The 20,780-nt window shown below is 59.9% G+C and carries 19 protein-coding genes and 1 tRNA gene; 7 read left to right on the top strand and 13 right to left on the bottom strand.

The window, feature by feature from the left end:
• Nucleotides 1-83: 83 nt before the first annotated feature.
• Nucleotides 84-797 (top strand): helix-turn-helix domain-containing protein, encoded by a 714-nt coding sequence (locus WDB88_RS03075; protein ID WP_339108737.1) that lies wholly within the window; start codon nt 84-86, stop codon nt 795-797.
• A 291-nt stretch (nt 798-1,088) separates the two neighbouring features.
• On the opposite strand, the gene dsr1 is transcribed toward WDB88_RS03075, so the two are convergent.
• The 5 genes from dsr1 to WDB88_RS03050 all read right to left on the bottom strand — a co-directional run bounded on the left by dsr1 (nt 1,089) and on the right by WDB88_RS03050 (nt 5,984).
• A complete protein-coding gene (dsr1, locus tag WDB88_RS03070) occupies nt 1,089-4,877 on the bottom strand; it encodes an anti-phage defense-associated sirtuin Dsr1 (protein WP_339108736.1) in 3,789 nt (1,262 codons plus the stop codon).
• Nucleotides 4,850-5,341, bottom strand: coding sequence for a hypothetical protein (locus tag WDB88_RS03065; RefSeq protein ID WP_339108735.1), 492 nt, complete (start codon nt 5,339-5,341; stop codon nt 4,850-4,852). The genes dsr1 and WDB88_RS03065 overlap by 28 nt, the downstream gene beginning before the upstream one ends.
• An 88-nt stretch (nt 5,342-5,429) precedes the next feature.
• Nucleotides 5,430-5,576: a hypothetical protein gene (locus tag WDB88_RS03060; protein ID WP_339108734.1), complete on the bottom strand. Its 147-nt coding sequence runs from the start codon at nt 5,574-5,576 to the stop codon at nt 5,430-5,432.
• A 33-nt stretch (nt 5,577-5,609) separates the two neighbouring features.
• On the bottom strand, nt 5,610-5,750 hold the full coding sequence (locus WDB88_RS03055) for a hypothetical protein (protein WP_339108733.1): 141 nt from the start codon (nt 5,748-5,750) through the stop codon (nt 5,610-5,612).
• Between the two features lie 54 nt (nt 5,751-5,804).
• Nucleotides 5,805-5,984 (bottom strand): hypothetical protein, encoded by a 180-nt coding sequence (locus WDB88_RS03050; protein WP_339108732.1) that lies wholly within the window; start codon nt 5,982-5,984, stop codon nt 5,805-5,807.
• Nucleotides 5,985-6,462: 478 nt separating this feature from the next.
• On the opposite strand from WDB88_RS03050, the gene WDB88_RS03045 reads away from it, so the two are divergent.
• From WDB88_RS03045 to WDB88_RS03030, 4 genes are all read left to right on the top strand, one after another.
• Entirely contained in the window at nt 6,463-7,869 is a 1,407-nt protein-coding gene (locus WDB88_RS03045; protein ID WP_339108731.1) for a PLP-dependent aminotransferase family protein, read from the top strand.
• Nucleotides 7,870-7,970: 101 nt separating this feature from the next.
• Nucleotides 7,971-9,569: a pyridoxal-phosphate dependent enzyme gene (locus tag WDB88_RS03040; protein WP_339108730.1), complete on the top strand. Its 1,599-nt coding sequence runs from the start codon at nt 7,971-7,973 to the stop codon at nt 9,567-9,569.
• A gap of 20 nt (nt 9,570-9,589) precedes the next feature.
• Nucleotides 9,590-10,804 carry a benzoate/H(+) symporter BenE family transporter gene (locus WDB88_RS03035; RefSeq protein WP_339108729.1) on the top strand — a complete coding sequence of 405 codons (1,215 nt, stop codon included), beginning with the start codon at nt 9,590-9,592 and terminating at the stop codon, nt 10,802-10,804.
• A gap of 123 nt (nt 10,805-10,927) precedes the next feature.
• Nucleotides 10,928-11,395: a M48 family metallopeptidase gene (locus WDB88_RS03030; protein ID WP_339108728.1), complete on the top strand. Its 468-nt coding sequence runs from the start codon at nt 10,928-10,930 to the stop codon at nt 11,393-11,395.
• Nucleotides 11,396-11,573: 178 nt separating this feature from the next.
• Here WDB88_RS03030 and WDB88_RS03025 read toward each other — a convergent pair.
• From WDB88_RS03025 to WDB88_RS03005, 5 genes are all read right to left on the bottom strand, one after another.
• Nucleotides 11,574-11,650 (bottom strand) — tRNA-Pro (locus WDB88_RS03025).
• 61 nt (nt 11,651-11,711) lie between these two features.
• A complete protein-coding gene (locus tag WDB88_RS03020; RefSeq protein WP_339108727.1) occupies nt 11,712-12,713 on the bottom strand; it encodes a DMT family transporter in 1,002 nt (333 codons plus the stop codon).
• A 160-nt stretch (nt 12,714-12,873) separates the two neighbouring features.
• Nucleotides 12,874-13,194, bottom strand: a complete 321-nt coding sequence (locus WDB88_RS03015) for a DUF6280 family protein (protein WP_339108726.1) — start codon at nt 13,192-13,194, stop codon at nt 12,874-12,876.
• Nucleotides 13,195-13,503: 309 nt separating this feature from the next.
• Nucleotides 13,504-14,238 carry a folate-binding protein gene (locus WDB88_RS03010; protein WP_339108725.1) on the bottom strand — a complete coding sequence of 245 codons (735 nt, stop codon included), beginning with the start codon at nt 14,236-14,238 and terminating at the stop codon, nt 13,504-13,506.
• Nucleotides 14,239-14,293: 55 nt separating this feature from the next.
• Nucleotides 14,294-16,036 (bottom strand): ABC transporter ATP-binding protein, encoded by a 1,743-nt coding sequence (locus tag WDB88_RS03005; protein WP_339108724.1) that lies wholly within the window; start codon nt 16,034-16,036, stop codon nt 14,294-14,296.
• Nucleotides 16,037-16,222: 186 nt separating this feature from the next.
• On the opposite strand from WDB88_RS03005, the gene WDB88_RS03000 reads away from it, so the two are divergent.
• Nucleotides 16,223-17,428, top strand: coding sequence for an aminotransferase class V-fold PLP-dependent enzyme (locus WDB88_RS03000; protein WP_339108723.1), 1,206 nt, complete (start codon nt 16,223-16,225; stop codon nt 17,426-17,428).
• A 22-nt stretch (nt 17,429-17,450) separates the two neighbouring features.
• Here WDB88_RS03000 and WDB88_RS02995 read toward each other — a convergent pair whose 3' ends face one another.
• From WDB88_RS02995 to WDB88_RS02985, 3 genes are all read right to left on the bottom strand, one after another.
• Nucleotides 17,451-17,840: a DUF305 domain-containing protein gene (locus WDB88_RS02995; RefSeq protein ID WP_339108722.1), complete on the bottom strand. Its 390-nt coding sequence runs from the start codon at nt 17,838-17,840 to the stop codon at nt 17,451-17,453.
• 103 nt (nt 17,841-17,943) lie between these two features.
• Nucleotides 17,944-19,056, bottom strand: coding sequence for a pyridoxal phosphate-dependent aminotransferase (locus tag WDB88_RS02990; RefSeq protein WP_339108721.1), 1,113 nt, complete (start codon nt 19,054-19,056; stop codon nt 17,944-17,946).
• Between the two features lie 45 nt (nt 19,057-19,101).
• Nucleotides 19,102-19,308, bottom strand: a complete 207-nt coding sequence (locus WDB88_RS02985) for a DUF1674 domain-containing protein (protein ID WP_339109458.1) — start codon at nt 19,306-19,308, stop codon at nt 19,102-19,104.
• A gap of 145 nt (nt 19,309-19,453) precedes the next feature.
• Here WDB88_RS02985 and WDB88_RS02980 point away from each other — a divergent pair, with 145 nt between their 5' ends.
• Nucleotides 19,454-20,728 carry a transcription antitermination factor NusB gene (locus WDB88_RS02980; protein WP_339108720.1) on the top strand — a complete coding sequence of 425 codons (1,275 nt, stop codon included), beginning with the start codon at nt 19,454-19,456 and terminating at the stop codon, nt 20,726-20,728.
• The last annotated feature ends 52 nt before the right edge of the window (nt 20,729-20,780 follow it).

Below are 20,780 nucleotides of genomic sequence, written 5' to 3'. Positions count from 1 at the left end.
AACTTTCCTGCACAGGGTATCGCAACCCCTGCCCGGCGATCAATCGCAAAAGTTATTCCGTATATTTTTTGCGGGGTGCGGGCATGAATCACCACCTCACGCATACCGGTTTGCCGCCCGGTCTGGACCGTTGGGCGCTGCTGCGATTCCTCAGAACCGCGCGCCGCAAGCTCGGTCTGAGCAAGGGGGCCATCGGCTATCTGGCCCTTGCCATCGAGCGCACGATGGATGGCGATTTCGTCACAGGCCGCATCTGCGCCTTCTGGATGTCCGTCACCGAGATCGCAACGTCGCTCGATATGGAGCGCCGTCAGATCGCCCGCATCGAGGCCGAGCTGATGGCCCGCGGGCTCATCCACAAATCCAGCACGACGCGCGGAAGACGCTGCGGCACTAGGCTGCGCGGGCTCATCCAGCATGAGTTCGGCATCAACCTCGCCCCGCTCATCGAGCGCGCGCGGGAGATCAAAGCGATGGCGCTTGCCGTCGAAGACGAACAAAAGGCCGCGAAAGCCCTCCGCCCGTATATCAACAAGCTGTTCCAGCGCATCCGCGATCTGGGTGACGAAGAGGCGATGATTGCGGCAGACACTATTCTGCCCAGTCACCGCCCCTCGCTGATCCATGATCTGGCGCGTCTGCAGGATGTGGCTGCGGCGCTTGAGGCGGTTCTGAACGACTATGATGGCGTGGGCGGTCACCCAACGCGGCAACGCCGGTTGCAGGATTCGAGCAGCTTTTTCGGCAGCTGGACAACTGGCTGGGAGATCTCGCGCGCATTCGTCCCCGCTGGTTGACATGGGAGGATCTGGGACAGGAAATCGGCCAAGAGGCGCGTAAAGCCTTCGATCTCCCCTTCACCCCGATGAGTCTGGCAAATACCGTCGAACAGTCGCCCGCGTGGCAGCAGCTTGTCGAAAGCGCAAAGACAGGCATGTCGCGCGCTCTTGGCGTCAAAGATCGCCTGATGAGCTTGCTACCAGGACGGCGCTGACCTAGGCGCTGAAATCTATCCTTGGGAAGATGGCTTCGCGTAGCCATCTGATATCCCTCGACATGCACGAAGACTTCAATCAAGGAGCAGTATTCTAATTCCTAGAATAACGAACAAAGTTGTTTAGTTGTGAATAGCTAGGGCGGCCTGCTAACTCCGGTTGAACCTGCACGATGGCCTCTAGACAGTCCCAAAGTTTTTCAGAGCTGTAGCTTCGGCCATTTATAATTCGACTCAGGAGGTTCAGCGCTTCCTCTGGAAAGCGCCTACATATTCCCTCTTCATCCAACTTCTGAAGTAGGTAGTTTGGAAATTCAATTGGCATCAACCAATCCTGAACAATACTTAATGCCTGAGGAAACTCTGACCCTGCGGCGATAATGAGCTGGATGAGATCCTCGGCGATATTCTCTGTAATAAACTCGCTCGATTTGGGCCAAACTTTTTGCCAGAACGGCAAAATTCTATTTTTCCAGCTTGCCTCTCGCTGTCCCCCCGCGCTTTCTAGCGACTGCTTCAGGGCCTCTGCGCTCGCTTCGAGACCGTCTTGTGGCAATTCGGCAATGGGAGCCGCGAACTCCTCTAAACAGAAATCCTTACTAGCCTCTAAGGCCATATAAGTCAGAAAGGCGGCAAACTGAGTAGTTTTTGTTCCGAGCTCAGAACAGTGGCTAGCTGTATCAAAAATATACGGTTTAAGTGCGCCGAGTAACGGCCAATGAATTCGCGGCGACCAAAGAAAGCCGCTCCAAACAGCACGTGCCTCCTCTACGGATTCTGCCCAGTCAAACCTTGAGAGCATTCGCAATTCAAACCAAGGTTTATCAACACGATATAGGCCGATGGATTGCGCGGCCAGTATTACTCGTCCGTGACGAAACTCCATCGCCTTAGTATTGGTGATCTGCGTTAGCAGCGGCTCGATATCATCAGGAAGCCCGTCATTATCGTTCGGCTTGCGGGCGAACCACGCATTCAGGAGTGCTTCGGTGATCTGCCCTACTGGATGATTAATGGCTGCTCCTATTGGGTCATCGGCGATCGCCACGTCAACATCATTGTCGACTTCAACCGAAAGCTGCGCTTCGAGTACACGTCGGCACAGGTTTATGAAAACATCTTCGCGTTGACTGATCGTTTTTGAAACAACCTCAAGCCACCAGCTTATTGGGCGAACAAGTCTAGCGAACGTAGCATCGGGCATGCATGCCAAGAGCGATGACGCATACCGCCAGGATCGCGGGGCGTATTTTTCTTCGCTCCAAGTTTGCAAAGCTTCTTTCCAGCGTACTTCCGGCCAAACTCCTGAGAGTGCCAGCTCAAGAAGCGCGGTAAAGCTGAGGGAAAGATGTGCACGGCACGTTTCGCTCCATGTGTCTTGATAATAAAAATCATCATCTGGTAGAGGCTGCTTAAGCCAATGAGCTAGTTCGCGGCGATTGGATGGAGCAACGTTCGTTTCAGAGTGGTCTTCGTAGTCTGGGTGGCCGGTGCCGCTGCTCCAGATTAAAAATTCTTCACGTTCATTCGGTGAAACTCTCAACTCGGGATAGGCACGTGTCAAATTATCTAGACGCTCTCTAGCTGGTGCGCTCAGCGTGACTTCGGAAGTCTCAAGCTTCACCAAACGCAACCATATCATACGATCCCGAATGGGGTCCTTTTCCGGCTCCTCATGCGCCTCCGAGCTAACCCTGTTTGGTGGTCCAGCCAAAATGGCCGCTTCTAGGCGTCCTTGTGCAACAGATGACAAATTCCTGCCCTGCAAAGCGAGCAGCCGCAGTACTTCGCGAGTCGTTTCCGAGGACCAGAGCCATTGCGATTTTTTTGCGGTTAGCCAATCCACCCATAGCTCAGAAGCAATACAATCATCGTGCGAGGCTGCAAAAAAGGCCAGTCGCTTGAAAGTCGGATATGGTAGGCTAAACCAATCTCTTGCAAAACTACTTGCTTGCTCCGAGTCTGAAGATTTAACAGCGAGCCAAGCGTCTCGGCAAAGTTCTATCAAACTAACCCAGTTGCGCCGCCCTCGATTTTGAGAATGTGGACTTACAGACGGCAAGTCTAGATATGAACGCTCGCGTTGTTCGTCCGCATCACCCAATTCGCGCAAAAGATCCAAGCAATCCCGCAGAAGCAGCTGGAAATCTGTGATCAGATGAGGCAGTTCCGCCCGCCACTTTTCGTTTCCATTCAGATCTCTTAAGGTCGTTTGTACGTCATCAGCAGCTAAAACCACTTCGTAATCGAATACTTCTGACATCCTTTTAGGTTCAGTGCTGGTCTCGGGCTCGTGCCTCAACATAAATGGTTTGGATAGCTGCACCCGTGGCTCTAAGGCTTTGCGCAACTCGGCTCGTGTGGTTGCCGTAATTCCGTACCGTTGAAAACGAGAAATCCAACCGTCAAGTTCACGCTGACGCAAAGGCGACTTTAGTTGACGATTAAAGAGCATACGCCAAACTGTCTGCATAAACTTGTTTGGTATTGCATTAGGCGAATTGGTACGAATCTTATCGAGTTCGGCTGTTTGCCCTTCGCCTTGCATGCGATCAAGGCGCGCAAGTTCTGCCATTATCAAAAAGGACCAGCGCTCGTGCAGGCGCCCACCTTGCTGAAGGATCCAGAGGACTAAATCTGAGTCATTCAAATGACGCAGGAGCCAGCGGGCAATGTACAGCATTACATTGTCCAATGCGGTATCTTCCGAGGCACCCCGCGTTAAGGTCATGCGAAGCGCATGCGTGTGAGGAGGAGGACGGCATATGAGACTGAACTTCAGGTTCTCATCACTTTCCTCTAAAGGCAGCACATCGAAACGCGGCAAGTCTACTTTTCCGTAACGGTTGTCGCAGAGTGCGCCAAATAACCATTCCAAGGATGGTGCAGGATTGTACTCTGCGAAACGCTTTGCGGGCATTCCAGATCTGTCTGACAATGCCCAAAGCATCCTTCCAACAAAGTTGTCTTGCTGCGTGCTAGCCGAGGGTTTTGCTAGCGCATGGGTTGCTACGATTTTTTCTTTACCAAGGATGCCATCCCGGTATGTACTCGCCCAAGCGTGAAGCGTCTTGTGTAGCGCAGAGTGGTCATGAGTACCTCGTGGAACCTCATACAAGATGGGCACGACGCCTTTAGAGCTCCACTCCTCGGTCTTTTGTTTCTCTAGGCCTGCTTCACAATCGCCCAATGCCCACGCTTGTTGAGTAACTTCTCCTAGCATACGATCGGCGGCTAGCGCGTCCATCATATATCGTAAGACAGGATCATTGATGCTGTATCCAACGAAACAAACTGCGTAGTTTCGAAATAACTCCGAAACGAAACGGGCGGCCCACCTCTCAGTGAGATAGGCGAGGCCGAAGTCACCACTTGTTATAACAAGCCGATTCAAAGCGGAGGCATCAGCATTACTGGGCACGGCACCATGCAAATGAACCAGCCCATTCCAATGACTACTTTTGGGAATAGGCAGCATTGGGGCCGAGTAAGTACTAAATTTCAACTTTTCGCGTTTCGCCGCAGCGTTAAAAACAGTGTCGAAATTGGTTGTAACTAGTCGGATTGTGTTGTCTGCATTTCGGGCTAGTCGGAGGAGCGCTGCGTGGGTATCCATTGCTCCTTTTCTTCGAAGCTTGGGTTTAAGTGACTTCACAAGCGCCTTTCGCATGGCTATTCGCTGCCCAGGAAGCCGCCTTTCCAGTAGATCCAACGTCGCATCGAACTGATCCTTTTCGAACGCTTTTGCTTCGATCGCAGCCTTAGTGGTTCCGACGTTAGTATAAATCTTTTCCACTAAATCCTTAAATCCTGGCAATCCGGCCGGGTAGGAGATGCCAGCGCCACAGAAAAAAACTAGGCGGCCCTCTTCGTGTGCTCGCAAAAGCTCGTCGGGAATATCCGCGCATCGAAGAGTTTGCGTGATGGCAGGCGTTGGTCGCCTTCCGCGAAAACGCCGGCTTCGGTCAACAGCGCGTCCAGAAGTCCAGGAACGATCTTCGTCTCCTGCGAAGCACTCAAAAGCGAATGCACCAGTCGCTCCTCAAGCGGCTGGCCGAGCAAGGGCTCACCTGCGGCGAGCGGCCAGATCCGGATGACATGCGCGCGCAGAAGCGCACGAAATGCGTCAAAGTCCGGATCGTCGCGATAGATATATTCGAGCTTGTCGAACAGGGCGCCAAAGGCGCGGCGGCTTACATCCGGATTTCCATCGTCAGCGGTGCTCAGGATGGTGAAGGCGTCCTCGATCGCAATCGGGCCAGCCGAAGCGTATCGGAAGCCGAGCGCCTTGGCGGACCAGTCATCCTCAGCCAGACCTTGGGCGCACTGGAGCTCTGCCCCTAGCAATCCGCAAAATGTCATCGCGGCAAAGAGCGACTGCTCCGCCAGCCATGTATGATCCCCGCGGCCCGACAGGCGGTCATCAAGCCAGCGATCATAGGGGGGTCGGCTCGATCAGCGGCTGATCCAGCCGGCCGTCGCGCAGATCCGGCCAGATCGCGGTCAGCCGCGCGCCGATATCTTCCCGCACAATCGGCGTGGTCTCCTGCCAGAGCGGCACCAGCATGTGGCTATGCTCCACGCAAACATGGACACCGCGACACAGCCAGCTGCCTTACATGACCATCTTGCGCAAAGGCGGTCGCTCATCCTTGCTGTCCCCGCGAAGACAGATCGGGCAACCACGGATGATCGGGTTGCGCAAAGCCCGCGACACCATCACCTCGCCCCGATAGCGCATGCGGACATCCCCCATTCGCTCTCCAGTCCAGGACAGAAGCTCCGCAAGCTGGTCATCGGTCAGACCGGCTCAGGCGGCGAACGTGGCGATCGCCTCCGGGTCGTGATCCACGATCCGCTTGAAATTGATCCCGATATCCATCGCGAACCCGAAGGCTTCGGTGCCTTGTAACGCAGCCATACGGCAGAAAAAGGAGGGCAGTGTCTCGCGCTCATCAGGCACGACGGTAAGGGAGAGTTTCTTGAGCAAGGGCATGTTCTAATCGAGAAAATGACTGCATTTGCATACCTCGGGATTTCAGCTGTCCCCAGTCATAATCGCACACCTTATCTTGGAAGTATTATCAAAAATAGGTCAAATCATGCTGCACGGAAAGAAGGGCGGATATCGTTAAAAAACTCCAATGCAGCACATTTCCTTTACTATATACTGATCTTCAGGCATGCCATGTAGCACATTTAGTATGTAATTTCGGCGCCGCCTGACTTTTTCAACAATATGGGCGGTTTGCCGACTGTGAGGTCGCGGCATCGCCGCCGCAGCAACCGGCGAATAGCCGCCGTTCACCGGCCTAGGTGTCATTCCGCCCCCAGCCGGAATCGACACCTATCTTTCCATTTGTGTCGGGGGCGAGCGATACTCCGGCGACGCAGCATTTAGATGTTGGGCGATTTGAGGAGCTTTCCCGATGTTGTGCCCAGTGACGCGCAAAGGTTTTTGAGACGCGATGAGAAAACTTTCCGAGAAATACATCTATCTGCAAGTTGCCCGGGCGATCGAGGACAAGATTGCCCGAAAGGTTCTGTGCCCAGGGGACAAGATCCCGTCCGTTCGGGTGTTGATGCGCGATGCCGGGGTCAGCCGGAAGACTGTCGAGAAGGCTATCGACGAGCTGCGGCGCCGGGCGGTTATCTACACGCGCGATCGCATCGGTCACTTCGTGGCCGACACCGGGTCGATGCGCAGCAACTGGCTGGATGGCTTCGACGCCGGGCAAACGGACGAGGCGATGGTCGCCCGGCTGATCCTGGGCGGGGAGGAACGCGAGCGGTCCTTTTCGTCGGCGGTTCTCGAGACGGATCTGATCCCGGCGGCGCGGATCGCGACCTTGGCCAAGCAGGCGATCGGACAATCTTGGGACGATTTCGTGACACTGGAATTGCCGCCGGGCAGCGTCCGATTGAGGCGCCTGATCGCGCAGGCTCTGATGCGCCGCGGCGTTCAGTGCTCGGCGGATGATGTTCTCATCACCGAAGGGGACAACACATTCCTGCGCCTGCTGCTACAATTTCTGTCGAAGAGGTTCGGCGCAATCGCGCATGACCGGATCTGCTATTTCGGCTGTCTGAGGGCCGTCGAGGGGCTGCAGCTTTCGGTGCATAAGCTGGAGTCCGATAGTGTGCGTGGCTTCGATACCGAGCGCGCGATCGAGCTTATCGAAGCGGACAAGATTGGGATCCTGTTCGTCAATCCGACCCTGAGCAATCCGTTGGGTTACACCTTGCCCATCGAGGACCGGCGCCGGCTGGTGATGGCTGCGCAGGCGCATGAATGCGTCATTATCGAGGATGATGTGTTCGACGGACTTCTCGAGGGCAAGGACAGTCCGCCGCCCTTGAAAGCCTTCGATGAGACCGGATGTGTCCTCTATCTTGGATCGCTCTCCAAGATTTTGGCACCCGGATTGCGGGTCGGGTGGTGTCTTCCGGGGCGCTTTCATGCGGATCTGACAGGCAAGCTGCTGTCCGAGAACCGCTGCACCTCGACCCCTGGACAGAGGATTGCGGAGCGGCTGATCGGCTCGCAGATGCTCGAGGACCACTTGAAGGGCGTGCGCCAGATCTTCGCCCGCCAAAGGCAGGAGATCCTTGGCCTCATTCAGACCCATTTCCCCGCTGGAACGCAGATTTCCCGCCCGCTGGCCGGAGGGGTCTATTGGATCACGCTGCCCGATCGCACCGATGCCGAGGCCTTTTTCTCGACGTTGGAAGCGCGCGGGATCGAGGTTTCGCGCGGCACGATCTTCGGGGCGCCGCGGACCCCGGCAAGCTTTCGGCTCTGCGTGACGCGGAGGCTCTGTGTCTCGTCGCGCACGGTGTTGATCGAGATCGGCGAGATCGCCGCGAACTGCTGAAATCCCTGGGTCTGTGTCTCTCCGAAATCGGCCTCTGTGCCCCTTTTGGCTGAGTTGGCACACGCATAGGCTGCGCAAAATTTCAATCCTACGAGGTGGCTATGCTAGCGGCTGCAACGCGCTCGCTTTCACAAGATCGGCAAATCGGCGATACGGGGTTCCTGTGGAACCTGATCAGCCCGACGCAATTCGCCGAGATCGATTTCGGGCCGGATCTGAATGTCGTGGTGAAGTTCGAGGGCTCGAACCCGGGCGGGTCGATCAAGTTGAAGACGGCGCTTGCGCTGGTGGCCAATTGCGAAGCGGCCGGTCGGTTGCGCCCCGGCGGTCATGTGATCGAATCCTCTTCGGGCAATCTGGGTATTGCCTTGGCCATGGTCTGTGCCAACCGCGGGTACAAATTCACCTGCGTGGTCGACCCAAATGCCGCGAAAGACAGCCTCGAGTTGATCCGGGCGCTCGGCGGCAATCTTGTCGTCGTCTCCGAAAGGGACGCGAATGGCGGCTATCTAGGAAGCCGGATCGCCTATATCGAGACCGCGCTGGCGCGCGATCCCGCGCTCGTCTGGACCAACCAATACGCCAACCCCGCCAATCCCGAGATTCACGCGCGCACCACCGCGAACGAGATCCTGATGACCTACCCGGAGGTCGATTACCTCGTCGTCGGGGCGGGCACGACCGGCACCTTGATGGGATGCCTGTCGCGGTTCCACGAGGTTGGCCATCCGGCCAAGATCATCGCGGTCGATGTCCAAGGATCGGTGACTTTCGGGGGACCGTCCGGGACACGTCGCATATCGGGGCTGGGCACAAGCCAGCCTTCGGGATCGCTCAAGGATCGTGCAAGCGCGATCGCGGTCACCCATGCGCGGGAGGCAGGGTATCGGACCATCGCCACTGCCAGTACGGGCAACGCGGCCGCGGCGTTGGCCTGTCTGGCCGCAAATGCCGGGTTGCACGCTGTCGTCTACGTGCCCGAAACGACCCCTGCGGAAAAGCTTCTCTCCATTCGGGCCTACGGGGCCGAGGTTGTCACGGTCGCGGGCAGCTATGACATGGCGTTCGCCGCCTGCCTGCACGCGGCACAGGAGCGCGGTTGGTATCTGCGCAGCACGGCGATCAATCCGCTGATGACAGAGGGCAAGAAGACCGCGGCCTACGAGATCTGCGAGCAATTGGCTTGGCGGGCCCCGGAGACGGTCTTCGTCGGTGTCGGAGACGGCTCGATCATCGGTGGGCTGCACAAGGGCTTCTCGGATCTGCTGGCGCTTGGCTGGATTGGCTCGATGCCCCGGATTTTCGGGGTTCAGGTCGCGGGAAGCAATTTTCTCTATCGCGCCTGGGGGCAGAAGATCCCGTTTGATCAGGTCGAACGACGAAGCGCTTCAAGCATTGCCGACAGCCTGCAGGCGGAACTGCCGCAAGACCGCTTCAAGGCTCTTGATGCGGTCACCAGAACCGCGGGTGCCTATGTCGAAGTATCCGACGATCAGGTGTTGGATGCCATGCGTCTCATGGCACGCTGCGGCTATCTGGTCGAACCCGCAGCCGCGGCGGCCTGCGCTGGCGCGATCCGTGCGCGCGAACAGGATCTGCTGGGGCCGCGGTCCGAGGCCGTAATCGTCAGTACCGGCAATGGTCTCAAGGACATCTCCAGCCTGCGCCGCATGATCGCCATGCCCTATGCCCCCAAATGAGTTAAAAAGGTCAACTTCCCGTGTTTCAGAAACTCCTTGAAGATACATCGTTCAGTGCGATCACCGCTGGCCTGGTGGCCGTGATCGTCTCCTATGCCGGGCCTCTGGTCATCGTGTTTCAGGCCGCCAAGACGGCCGGTCTGAGTGATATGCAGCTGGCCACATGGATCTGGGCGGTCTCGCTTGGCAGCGGCATTGCCGGTTTGATACTGAGCCTGCGCTACAGGCTTCCGATCATCACCGCCTTCTCGACACCGGGGGCGGCCCTTCTGATCGGTGCTCTGGGCATCTATTCCTATCAAGAGGCGATCTTTGCCTTTCTGGTCACCGGCGCGCTCATTCTTGCCTTGGGATTTTCGACGGGATTTCAGCGGTTTGTGTTGAAGATGCCCCCGCAGATCGCGGCGGCGATGCTGGCGGGGATCCTGTTGCAGTTCGGCTTGCAGCTGATCGGGTCGATGCAGAAAACCCCGCATCTTGTCATTCCCATGGCGGTGGTCTTTCTGCTTGGCCGGCGGTTCTATCCGACCTATGCGGTGATCGGCGCCCTCCTGATCGGTCTCGCGATAAGTCTGATCGGGGGCGAGGTGGACACCCACACCATGCAGCTCGCGATCGTCCATCCGGTCATGACCTGGCCCACCGTGTCGCCCGAGGCGCTTGTCGGGATCGCAATCCCGCTCTTCGTCGTGGCCATGGCCTCCCAGAATATTCCGGGGCTGGCTGTGCTCGAGGCAGCGGGCTATTCGCGGCCGCCCGTCACGGGGATCCTGCAGACCACGGGCGCCGTCTCGGTGGGCCTTGCGCCGTTCGGCTCGCATGGGATCACGCTGGCGGCCTTGACCGCGGCCATCTGCACTGGCCCCGAAGCCCACAAGGACCCCTCCAAACGCTATGTCGCCGGTGTCTTTTGCGGCATCTTCTATATCATCTTCGGCCTTCTCGGCCCCTCGGTCGCCAGTCTGATCCAGTCTCTTCCAGTGGAGTTCATCTCTGCCACGGCCGGGCTTGCCTTGCTCTCGGCACTGACCAATGGACTGACAGGTGCGCTGAGCAATGCCGAGCATCGTGAGGCGGCGATGATCGCTTTCCTTGTGACGGCATCGGGGATCGTGGTCTGGGGGATCGGGTCGGGGTTCTGGGGTCTGATCGCCGGTCTGATCGCCCTCGTGATCACGAGAAGCCGTCTGTCAGAGGTCCTGCGCAAGGGCGGTCGCGGAGCGCGCCTGCCGTAAGATGTGCCATCTGCCACTGACTAGGCGGCTCGGCCGTAGGGGCTTGGTCGCCGGAATGGATGCGCCGATCGGGCACATGTTTGAACACACAGTCATGCGGAAATGTCCCACCAGTGGGACATTTTGACCCCACCCAATACTCATAAGAAAACAATCCATAAAACCTGTAGTGCCAAGAAGCCGGAAGCAGCTCGGCCGCTCCGCACCACGGCGCGGCAGATCTGGCTTCTGGCGTCGGAACCTTTCCGTGAATATCTGGCCTTCTACGCCTCGGGCATGGAAACGGGTGATCGCAGGCTGGGATTCTGGGAGCAGAGGCTCTCATGGATCAACGACCGCCCGCCGTTTCGTATGCAGGAGATGGAGAAGCGCTGGGGAAGCTGTGCCGCGCATGGCGAGATCGTCCTGAACCCGCATCTCATCAAGGCCCCGCAGGAATGCATCGACTACGTCATCCTGCACGAGCTGGTCCACCTCAAGCACCACAACCACGGCCCCGAGTTCTGGGCGATACTGAGCGCCGCTGCCCCTGACTGGGAGCGCAAGAAGCAACGGCTTGATGCCGATGTCGAGCGGTTGATGGCGGCATAACGGGCGCGCAGGTGGGGAGGTGATAGCGGCCTACCAGTGCATATCGGCAGAGTAGCTTCAGCAAAAGAAGAAAAATCGATCCCGCCGGATCAGGGCACTGCCCTGAGTGATTGCCAGAAGTGATGAAAGATAGTGTCCAATCAGGAAGACTATCGTGGCAATCCACAATTTCGGGAAATGGTCGGAGCGAGAGGATTCGAACCTCCGACCCCCTGCTCCCGAAGCAGGTGCGCTACCAGGCTGCGCTACGCTCCGACCGTGGGCGGGGATGTATCGCTCCGACGACATAAGATCAAGAGGAAATCTGCCTGCCGTTTCATTTTGTTTCCCGACCCCGCATCTCGCGTCCTGGACCCGGTGTCACGGGCCGCTTGAGCAGCCGCCCCAGAAGCGACGAACGGGGCGCATAGGGCATCTCCAGACGGTGGCGCGTATTGAGCACCGGCATGTTCTGTGAAGTGCCCGCGCTTTTCTCGCGCAGGACCATATAGACGCCCGAGGCAATCACGACGCCCGCCCCGACAAGGGTCGTCAGATTTATTCCCTCGCTGAAGAACAGGTAGCCGAAGACCACGGCCCAGATGATCTGGCTGTATTGCATCGGCGCGACAATCACCGCCTCGCCCTCGCGATAGGCCAGAATGGTGATGAAGCTTGCAGTCAGCCCGAATAACGCGATGGTTCCCATCAGGGCGAAATCGGTCATGTCCATCGGCACGTAAACGAAAGGCAGCGCCATGCCCATTGCCAGAAAATTGCCCATCATCGGGTAGATCAGCAAAACGATCGAACGCTCCTGCGTCCCGATCTTACGCACGATGACCGAAGCCAGCGCCGTACAGAAGGCCGAGAGCACGGCGGCCAGATGCCCCAGTGCCAGATCCGCCTGTCCGGGGCGCACCACGATCAGCACACCGGCAAGACCGACCGCAATCGCCACCCAGCGCCGCAACCGGACCGTCTCGCCCAGAAGCGGGATCGACAGGATCGTCACCAGAAGCGGTGTCGCGAAGAGGATCGGATAGACCTGCGCCAGCGGCAGCGTCGAGAAGGCATAAAACGCCGTCAGCCCCGCAATGATCATACAGACAGACCGCAGGATCACCCAGCCCGGATAGGCTGGCCGCAGATGCCCCGCCTTTTTGTCGTTGAGCATGATGAATGACAGGATGGGAAAGCTCAGCAAGGCGGCCACAAAGACGATCTGGATCGCCGAGAACTTGCCGCCCAACCCTTTTACGATCGCATCATGCGACGCATAGATCGCCATCGCCAGCAGCCCGTAAAGCGCGCCCTTCAGATTGGATTTTTCCTGCATTACCTGCCTATCCTCTTCCCGAAGAGACAGGCTAGCGACGGCCTCGTAGGTTTCAAGCCATCATTTGGACATAGCGGGCGTTTTAAACACAAAAGACCCCGACGCCAAACGCCGGGGTCTTTTGAAGAGACGATCTTGCGACGGAACCTCCGCCTGAAGATCAGGCAGCCTCGGCTTCTTCGGCTGCCATACGGCGTTCGCTTTCCTCACGCGACAAAGCGACAGAGGTCCGAATGCCCTTGGAAACGAATTCCATCAGGCCGCTGACAACCCGTTCGTTGGGGTCGATACCGGCACAGGACAGAACCTCGCGGCCATCGCGCGAGCGTGCCCAGCGTGCAATCTGCTCTGGGCCATTTCCGTATTTCTTATCGTCGGCAATCGCATCATCCAGAGCTGCCAGAACGACGGCAGCAAACAGCTTCCGTGCGCGTTGACCTTGTTCATAGTTGAATGCGGAGCCATCCACGAAATCGCGCATTATTCCGTCCTTGTATTATTGCTCTTGCGTTTCCGGGCGTGACGGTCATGTAGGCTGCTTAGCTTCCGATTCGATACAGCCAGCAAATCATATCTGATATGCGCCCAGGGAATACCTTGTTGCAATAGCCGTGAATACGGTAGAATTTTATCTATCGAACACAATATGTAGTAGTTTTTATAAGTAGGGTCACATTGTGGCGCACGTTAACCAATTAACGCCGAGCTGTGTTCCGAACGCAACGGGCGCATGGCTCACAGATAAGTGACGGGGAAATCCGGCAAACCTGTCCGCTTTCCCCCAAGACACTCAACCATACGAGACCAGCGCATCGCCCGCCCGCATCTGCGCGCCCGCGCGATCAAGCCGCAGATAGGCGATCGCATACCCGCCGGACTGGGTAAACAGGACCCCCGCAGGCTTCTCTCCGGCGCGGATCTCGGTTCCGGGTGCGGCATGCCCGGTAATCGCGACCCGCACCAGCCCCTTACGCAACTCGGTCTTGTGCTTCATCCGTGCGGTCACTTCCTGCCCCACATAGCAGCCCTTGCGGAAATCCACACCATGCAGGCGCTCGAACCCCGCTTCCAGAATGAAGGTGTCGGGCGTCAGCTCGATCCCAGTCTCGGGGATACAATGCTCGACGCGGATCGCGTCGAAATCACTGCCATCATCGCCCTCGGTCTCGCCATAAAGCCGCCAGCCCAGCGCGGGATGACGCGGGTCCATCACAGCCCCGTCGGGCCTGACCTCCGAGGTGCCGCGATACAGCTTGAGGTCCGTCTCCGAGATCTCGGCCTTGGCGCGCAGCTTATACATCATCAGGCGGCGGACCGTCGCCTCTGCCAGCCCCGCATCAATATCCAGCAGGATCTCCTCGCCCCACGGCACCAGCAGGAAATCGGCCAGATATTTCCCCTGCGGCGTCAGCAGCGCGGCATAGACCGGCCCGTCCTTCAGGCGTGTCACGTCATTGCTGACCAGCCCTTGCAGGAAATGCTCGCGATCGGGACCGCTGATCTTGTAGATACGACGCTGGCTCATGATGGTCTCCTTTGCGCCTGATATAGGCCCGCAACGAAGACGCGTCTATGGGGGCTCACTCGATCAACTGCATCGCGCAGAGATCGGCATAGGTGCCGCCGCGCGCCAGAAGCTCTTCATGCGTCCCCTCATCCTCGACACGGCCTTCGCGGATCACCACGATCTTGTCGGCATTGCGCACGGTGGACAACCGGTGGGCAATCACCAGCGTCGTCCGCCCCACAGACAGCTTCTCCAGCGCTTCGGACACCCGTTTCTCCGACGCCGTATCCAGCGCCGAGGTCGCCTCGTCCAGCAGCAGGATCGGCGCATCGCGCAGGATGGCGCGGGCAATCGCCACCCGCTGGCGCTGCCCGCCCGACAGAGCCGAACCACGCGGACCGGCAGGCGTGTCTATCCCCTCGGGCAGGTCCTGCGTGAACTCGCTGACATAGGCCCCGTCCAGCGCCTGACGCAGACGCTCGTCGCTCACCGTCTTGCCCAGCAACACATTCTCGCGGATGGACTCGTCAAACAGGGCCGCATCCTGCGCCACGGTCGAAAACATCTGGCGCAACTGGCCCAGATCCAGCGTCCGGATATCTACGCCCCCCAACAGGATCTGCCCCCCGTCAGGGTCCAGCAAGCGTGACAGAAGCGCGAAAACGGTGCTTTTCCCTGCGCCGGACGGGCCAACCAAAGCCGTGGTCTGGCCCTCTTTGGCGGTGAAGCTGAGCCCGTGCAGAACCTGCGTTGCCCCATAGGACAGCGTCACGTTTTCCACCGTGATATCCAGCGAGGCCGGAACCTGTGCCGGATGCAGGGGCGCGGCCACCGTCGGGTGCAGATCGAACAGCGTATAGATCCGCTCAAGGCTTGCCGCGGCGGTCTGCCATTCACCGGTGCCCGCCGCCAGTCGCCGGATCGGCTGGAAGGTCAGCGTCATCGCGGTGAAGAAGGACATGAACTCCCCCACGGTACGCTGCCCCGACAGGATGCCATGCCCCGCCACCACCAGCACGGCAAAAAAGCCAAGCCCCGTCACGATATCCACCATTGCAGGGATCAGCGCACGGGTCGCGGCCATCTTGATCTGCTGACCCATGATCCGGTTGACCAGCACACGGAAACGTCCTGTCTGCTGGTCCTCGATCCGGTTCAGCTTGACCGCGTTGATACCGTGGAACATCTCGTCCAGCCGCGTCGCGCGCTGGCTGGAACTGTCGCGCATCTGCATCGTCTTGCGGCGGATATAGCGCTGCGCGATGACCGCAGGAGCCAAGAGCAGCGGAAAGCCAACCATCGCCACCAGCGTCCAGACCACATCCACCCCCAAAGCCACGGCCATCAGACCGACAAGCGAGATCGCGTCGCGCCCCGCACCGGTGATGAAGGCTTTCCAGATATTCTGCACCGCCTGCGTATCGCCCTGAATCCTCTCTATCAGCGCCCCGGGCGGATTGATCTGGAAAAAGGACTGGTCCAGCCGCAACACATGCCCCACCAGATCGACCTGCATCGCTGTCGATGTCGATTGCGAGATTTTCGTCATGATCGTCTTCGAGGCGATCGAGGTGGCCGCACGGATCAGGAACAGCGCAAAAACCGCACCGCCCGCCCAGTAGATCAGCCCCGGCTCCTTGCCGGAGAACACCTTGTCGAACAATGGCTGCAAGAGCCAGCTCAGCGCCCCCAGCGTCGAGCCTTCGACCACCATCAGCAGCAAGGCGATCGCCATCCACCCCACATGCGGACGCAGATAGTCGCGCCAGATCCGGGCGACCATATGGCGCGAGGTATAGATATTTCGTTTGGCCATCTATCGCTCCTGCGGGAAAGGCTCGGTCGCGCGGTTTTAGCCCAGCCCTTGCACCCCATGCAAGTTCGCCTGCGAAACAGGCAGTTGTGCAGGCTGGCAGAGCTTTACTTTGTATCGTCACAAAGCTGCGGATTGACCCTGCCAAATGGAGTTTTTACCGATAGGTCAACCACAGGGAGACACCCAATGAGCCTTGCCAATGGCCGCACCTATCTTGCCATCCCCGGCCCCTCGGCCATGCCCGACCGCGTGTTGCGGGCCATGCATCGCGCCGCCCCCAATATCTATGAAGGCGAGATCGAGACCCTTGCTGCCGGTCTGGTGCGCGACCTGAAATCCGTCGCGCTGACGCGCTATCATTGCGGCATCTATATCGCGAACGGCCACGGGTTGTGGGAAGCGGTCAACGCCAATCTCTTCTCGCGCGGCGAGACGGCACTGGTGATGGCCACGGGGCGCTTCGGGCATGGCTGGGCCGAGTATGCGCGCCGTATGGGGATCACGGTCGAGATGCTGGATTTCGGGCTGAAATCCCCCGCCGATCCGGCGCAGCTTGAGGCCGCGCTGCGCGCCGATACCGAGCGCAAGATCAAAGCGGTTTTCGTGACGCATATGGATACGGCCACCTCGATCCGCAATGACATCCCTGCCCTGCGTGCGGCCATTGATGCGGCAGGCCACCCTGCCCTACTGGCGGTGGATTGCATTGCCTCGCTGGCCTGCGACGAATTCCGCATGGATGACTGGGGTGTGGATATCATGATCTCGGCCAGCCAGAAGGGGCTGATGGTGCCGCCCGGTCTGGGGTTCCTCTTTGCCTCGGATAAGGCGCTCGAGGCGGGCAAGGCCGCCGATCTGCGCACGCCCTATTGGGATTGGACGCCGCGCCTGTTCCCCGACTATGTCTACGAATATTTCGGCGGCACCGCCCCGACCCACCATATGTTCGGGCTGCGCGAAAGCCTTGATATGATCGCCGAGGAAGGGCTCGAGGCCATCTGGGCGCGCCACGCCACCCTGTCGCAATCGCTCTGGGCGGCCTTTGACGCGTGGTCGGCGGGCGGGCATGACATCGCGCTGAATGTGGCCGACCCCGCGCTGCGCAGCCATTCGGTGACGGCGGCACGGATCGGCGGCGGCAATGCCGAACGGTTGCGCAAATGGCTGGAGGCCGAAGCCGGCGTGACCCTTGGCATCGGGCTGGGAATGGCCGAACCGGGCACCCCCGAAATCGACAGCTATCTACGGGTCGCCCATATGGGCCATGTGAATGCGCATATGACGCTTGGGGTGATCGCCTCGATGGAGGCGGGCCTGCAGGCGCTTGGCATTCCGCATGGTGCAGGCGGCGTGGCGGCGGCGGCCAGGGTGATCGCCCGGCACGGCAGGTAACACCCGCCCCTGACGATTACCCCTAACGATTGCTGTGCGCGGCCATCCAGCCTTCAAGCCATTGCAGGTCGTCCTGCTGCGCCTTGATCAGCTGGGCCGCGCGCTGGCGCATGGCGGGGTCCTCGCCGTAATCACGCACCACCTCGGCCATCGCGATCTCGCTTTTCTTCTGCGGGATCATCTGGCGCACGAAATCCAGATCGACATTGCCGCTATAATCATGCGGCAGGGTGCGCGCCATTCGCGCCCGTGCCTGCTGGAATGCCGCCGTCGAGGGCGAGGCATCGGCGGTGGCCATCGCCGCCTTCGATATCTGTGGATAGCTGGCATCTTGGGCATAGGCCCCGAAGGCCAGCGCAAAGGCCACGGGGCTGAGCATCGCGATCTTGTGGATACGTGTCATGCGGCTCATTTCGGATCTCCTTCTCGGATACCCGAAATCTGGCCCCTCAGGCGGCATTGCGCAAATCACCGCTGGGCGATAGCGCCGTGACGTCAAGCGCCCGTGACATATGTTACAATGCGGCGGCGGCCCGCTCTAGCGCCTCGGGCAGAGCCTTGGCCAGTAGGTCCAGCTCGGCATCCGGCCCGCAGGAGATGCGGATACAGCGGTCCAGAGGCGCCACCCCCGGCATCCGCACGAACACATCCGCCTTGGCCAATTCTGCAAGCACGGCACGGGCATAGGCCCCGTCGCGTCCGCAATCGACGGCCACGAAATTGGTGGCCGAAGGCACAGCTTCCAGCCCGTTTTCGGCTGCGATCTCGGCAATGCGGCCCCGCGCGCCCGCAATCAGCCGCGCCATGAAGGCCGACCAAGTGGTATCGGCCAGCGCCGCCACAGCCCCCGCCTGTGCAATCCGGTTCACGCCGAAATGATTGCGGATCTTCTCGAATTGGGCAATCAGCTCGGCCGCGCCCATCGCATAGCCGATGCGCGCACCCGCCAGCCCGTAATGTTTCGAAAAGGTCCGCATGCGGATGACGCGCGGATCATCCACCGCCACCTGCGGCACGGCCTCTTCGGGGGCCATCTCGATATAGGCCTCGTCCAGCACCAGAAGACAGCCCTCGGGGATCTCCGCAATCATCGCCTCGATCGCGGCACCCGTGTTCCATGTGCCCATCGGGTTATCGGGGTTAGCGATATAGATCAGCTTGGCACCGACCTCCCGCGCCTTGGCAATCAGCGCCTGCGGGTCTTCATGGTCGCCCTTATAGGGCACCTTGTGCAGCACACCGCCAAAGCCCTCGACATGGAAGTTGAAGGTCGGATAGGCGCCTGCCGAGGTCGCAACCGCGTCGCCCGTCTCGATGATCAGCCGCACCAGACAGCCCAGCAGCCCGTCCACGCCCTCGCCCACCACGATGGTGTTTTCGGGGCGGCCATGATGGGCCGCCAAGGCCTGACGCAATTCAAGGCTGGTGCTATCGCCATATTTCCAGACCTCGCCCGCCTCTGCCGCCATCGCGGCAATCGCCCGCGGCGAGGGGCCGAAACCGTTCTCATTGGCCCCCAGACGGGCGGCAAAGGGGGCACCACGCTCGCGCTCAAGCGTTTCGGGGCCAATGAAGGGCACCGAAGCAGGCAGGGACGAAACGAGGCGGGTATAGCGAGGATATGTCATGCGCAAATGGCTAGCAGGTTCGCGGCCAAGCGCAAGACGGGCGGTTCAGAAATCGACCGCGATGCCCTTCTTTTCCCAATCGCCATAGCGCACCGGCTCTGGGCCATCACGCCCGCCCAGTTCGGTCGGCAGGCTCTGTGCCTGCGCCAAGCGGCGGCGCTCTTCGGCCTCGGCCAAGGCACGCTGCGCGGCGGGCGGCAGGTCGGGGGCGGGTGTCGGCGGCGGGCCTGCGGGCAGATCCGGCTGGGGCATTGGCGGGATCGCGGGCGGCAGATCGGGTTGGGGCTCTTGCGGGGCGGCGTCTTTCGACATGGGGCACCTCTTGTCATGAGAGTTGTCTTAACGACCCAACTGATATAGGCCGCGAAATCGATCCTCACAAGCCGGAGGCCAAGCTATGGCAAAACCCGACCCTGCTCGCCGCGCGGCCCTTGGCCTGATTGTTGGCGTGTTTGACGACCATCTGTCGCTGGCCGACCAGATCGCGATGGATGCGCTGGATGGCCTCAGCCCCGGTGAAAAGGCGCGGGCCCAGCGGCTGGCGACCTCGACCCTGCGCCATATGGAGCGGGCCGACAAGATGCTCAAACCCTTCCTCAAGCGCAAGCCCACGCCCGATATCATGGCGCTTCTGCGGTTGGCGACGGTCGAGCTATGTGCCGAAGGCGGCGCGGATCATGGCGTGGTGGATGCCGCCGTGACCCTGTGCAAATCGGGCGGTCGCCGCACCGATAGTTTCGCGGGGCTGGTGAATGCCGTGCTGCGTAAGGTGGCCGAGGATAAGGCCCGCTGGGAGACCCTGCCCTATGGCCAGCTTCCGGGCTGGCTGCGCGGGCGGCTGATGTCGGCCTATGGCAAGGTCTCGGTGCAGAAGATGGAAGAGGCGCATCAGCGTCCCGCCCCTGTGGATATTTCCGTCAAGGAAAACCCCGCCGATTGGGCCGAGCGGCTGGAGGGCGAGGTTCTGCCCACGGGCTCTGTGCGGCTGCATCAACCGAGCCAGATCCGCGACCTTCCGGGTTTTGCCGAGGGGGACTGGTGGGTACAGGATGCGGCGGCCTCGCTGGCGGCCAAGGCACTGGCCCCCACCGCAGGCATGCGGGTGCTGGACCTGTGCGCGGCCCCCGGTGGCAAGACACTGCAACTGGCGGCGATGGGGGCGCAGGTCACCGCGCTGGATCTGTCCGAGCGTCGCCTTGCGCGGCTGCATGAGAACCTCGAGCGCTGCAAGCTGAGCGCCGAGGTTGTGGCCGCGGATGCGCTGGACTGGACCCCCGAGGCGCCTTTTGATGCGATCTTGCTGGATGCGCCCTGCTCGGCCACCGGCACGATCCGCCGCCACCCCGAATTGCCCGCCATCAAGGATAGCGCCTCGATCAAGGGGCTGTTCGCGCTGCAAGAAGAGATCCTTGAACGCGCCATGGGCTGGCTTACCCCCGAGGGGCGGCTGACCTATGTGACCTGCTCGCTTCTGCCCGAGGAAGGCGAGACCCAGATCCGCCGCGCGTTGGAGCGCCACCCCGAGTGGGAGGTGATCCGCCCCACGTTGGAGGGCATCGACCCCGAGTGGATCACCGAAGAGGGTGGCTTGCGTCTGCGCCCCGACTATTGGGCCGATAAAGGCGGGATGGACGGGTTTTATGTGGCCACGTTGAAACGGCGGGCAGAATAACGCCCATCATTTGGCGCAGTCTAGGCGGGGGCCTCTTGGCACCCTCTTTCGC

The sequence above is a fragment of the Thioclava sp. GXIMD4216 genome (genome assembly GCF_037949285.1).
In the GTDB taxonomy this organism is placed as follows: Bacteria; Pseudomonadota; Alphaproteobacteria; order Rhodobacterales; family Rhodobacteraceae; genus Thioclava; species Thioclava litoralis.
This window is presented reverse-complemented; position numbering and strand designations above follow the sequence as displayed.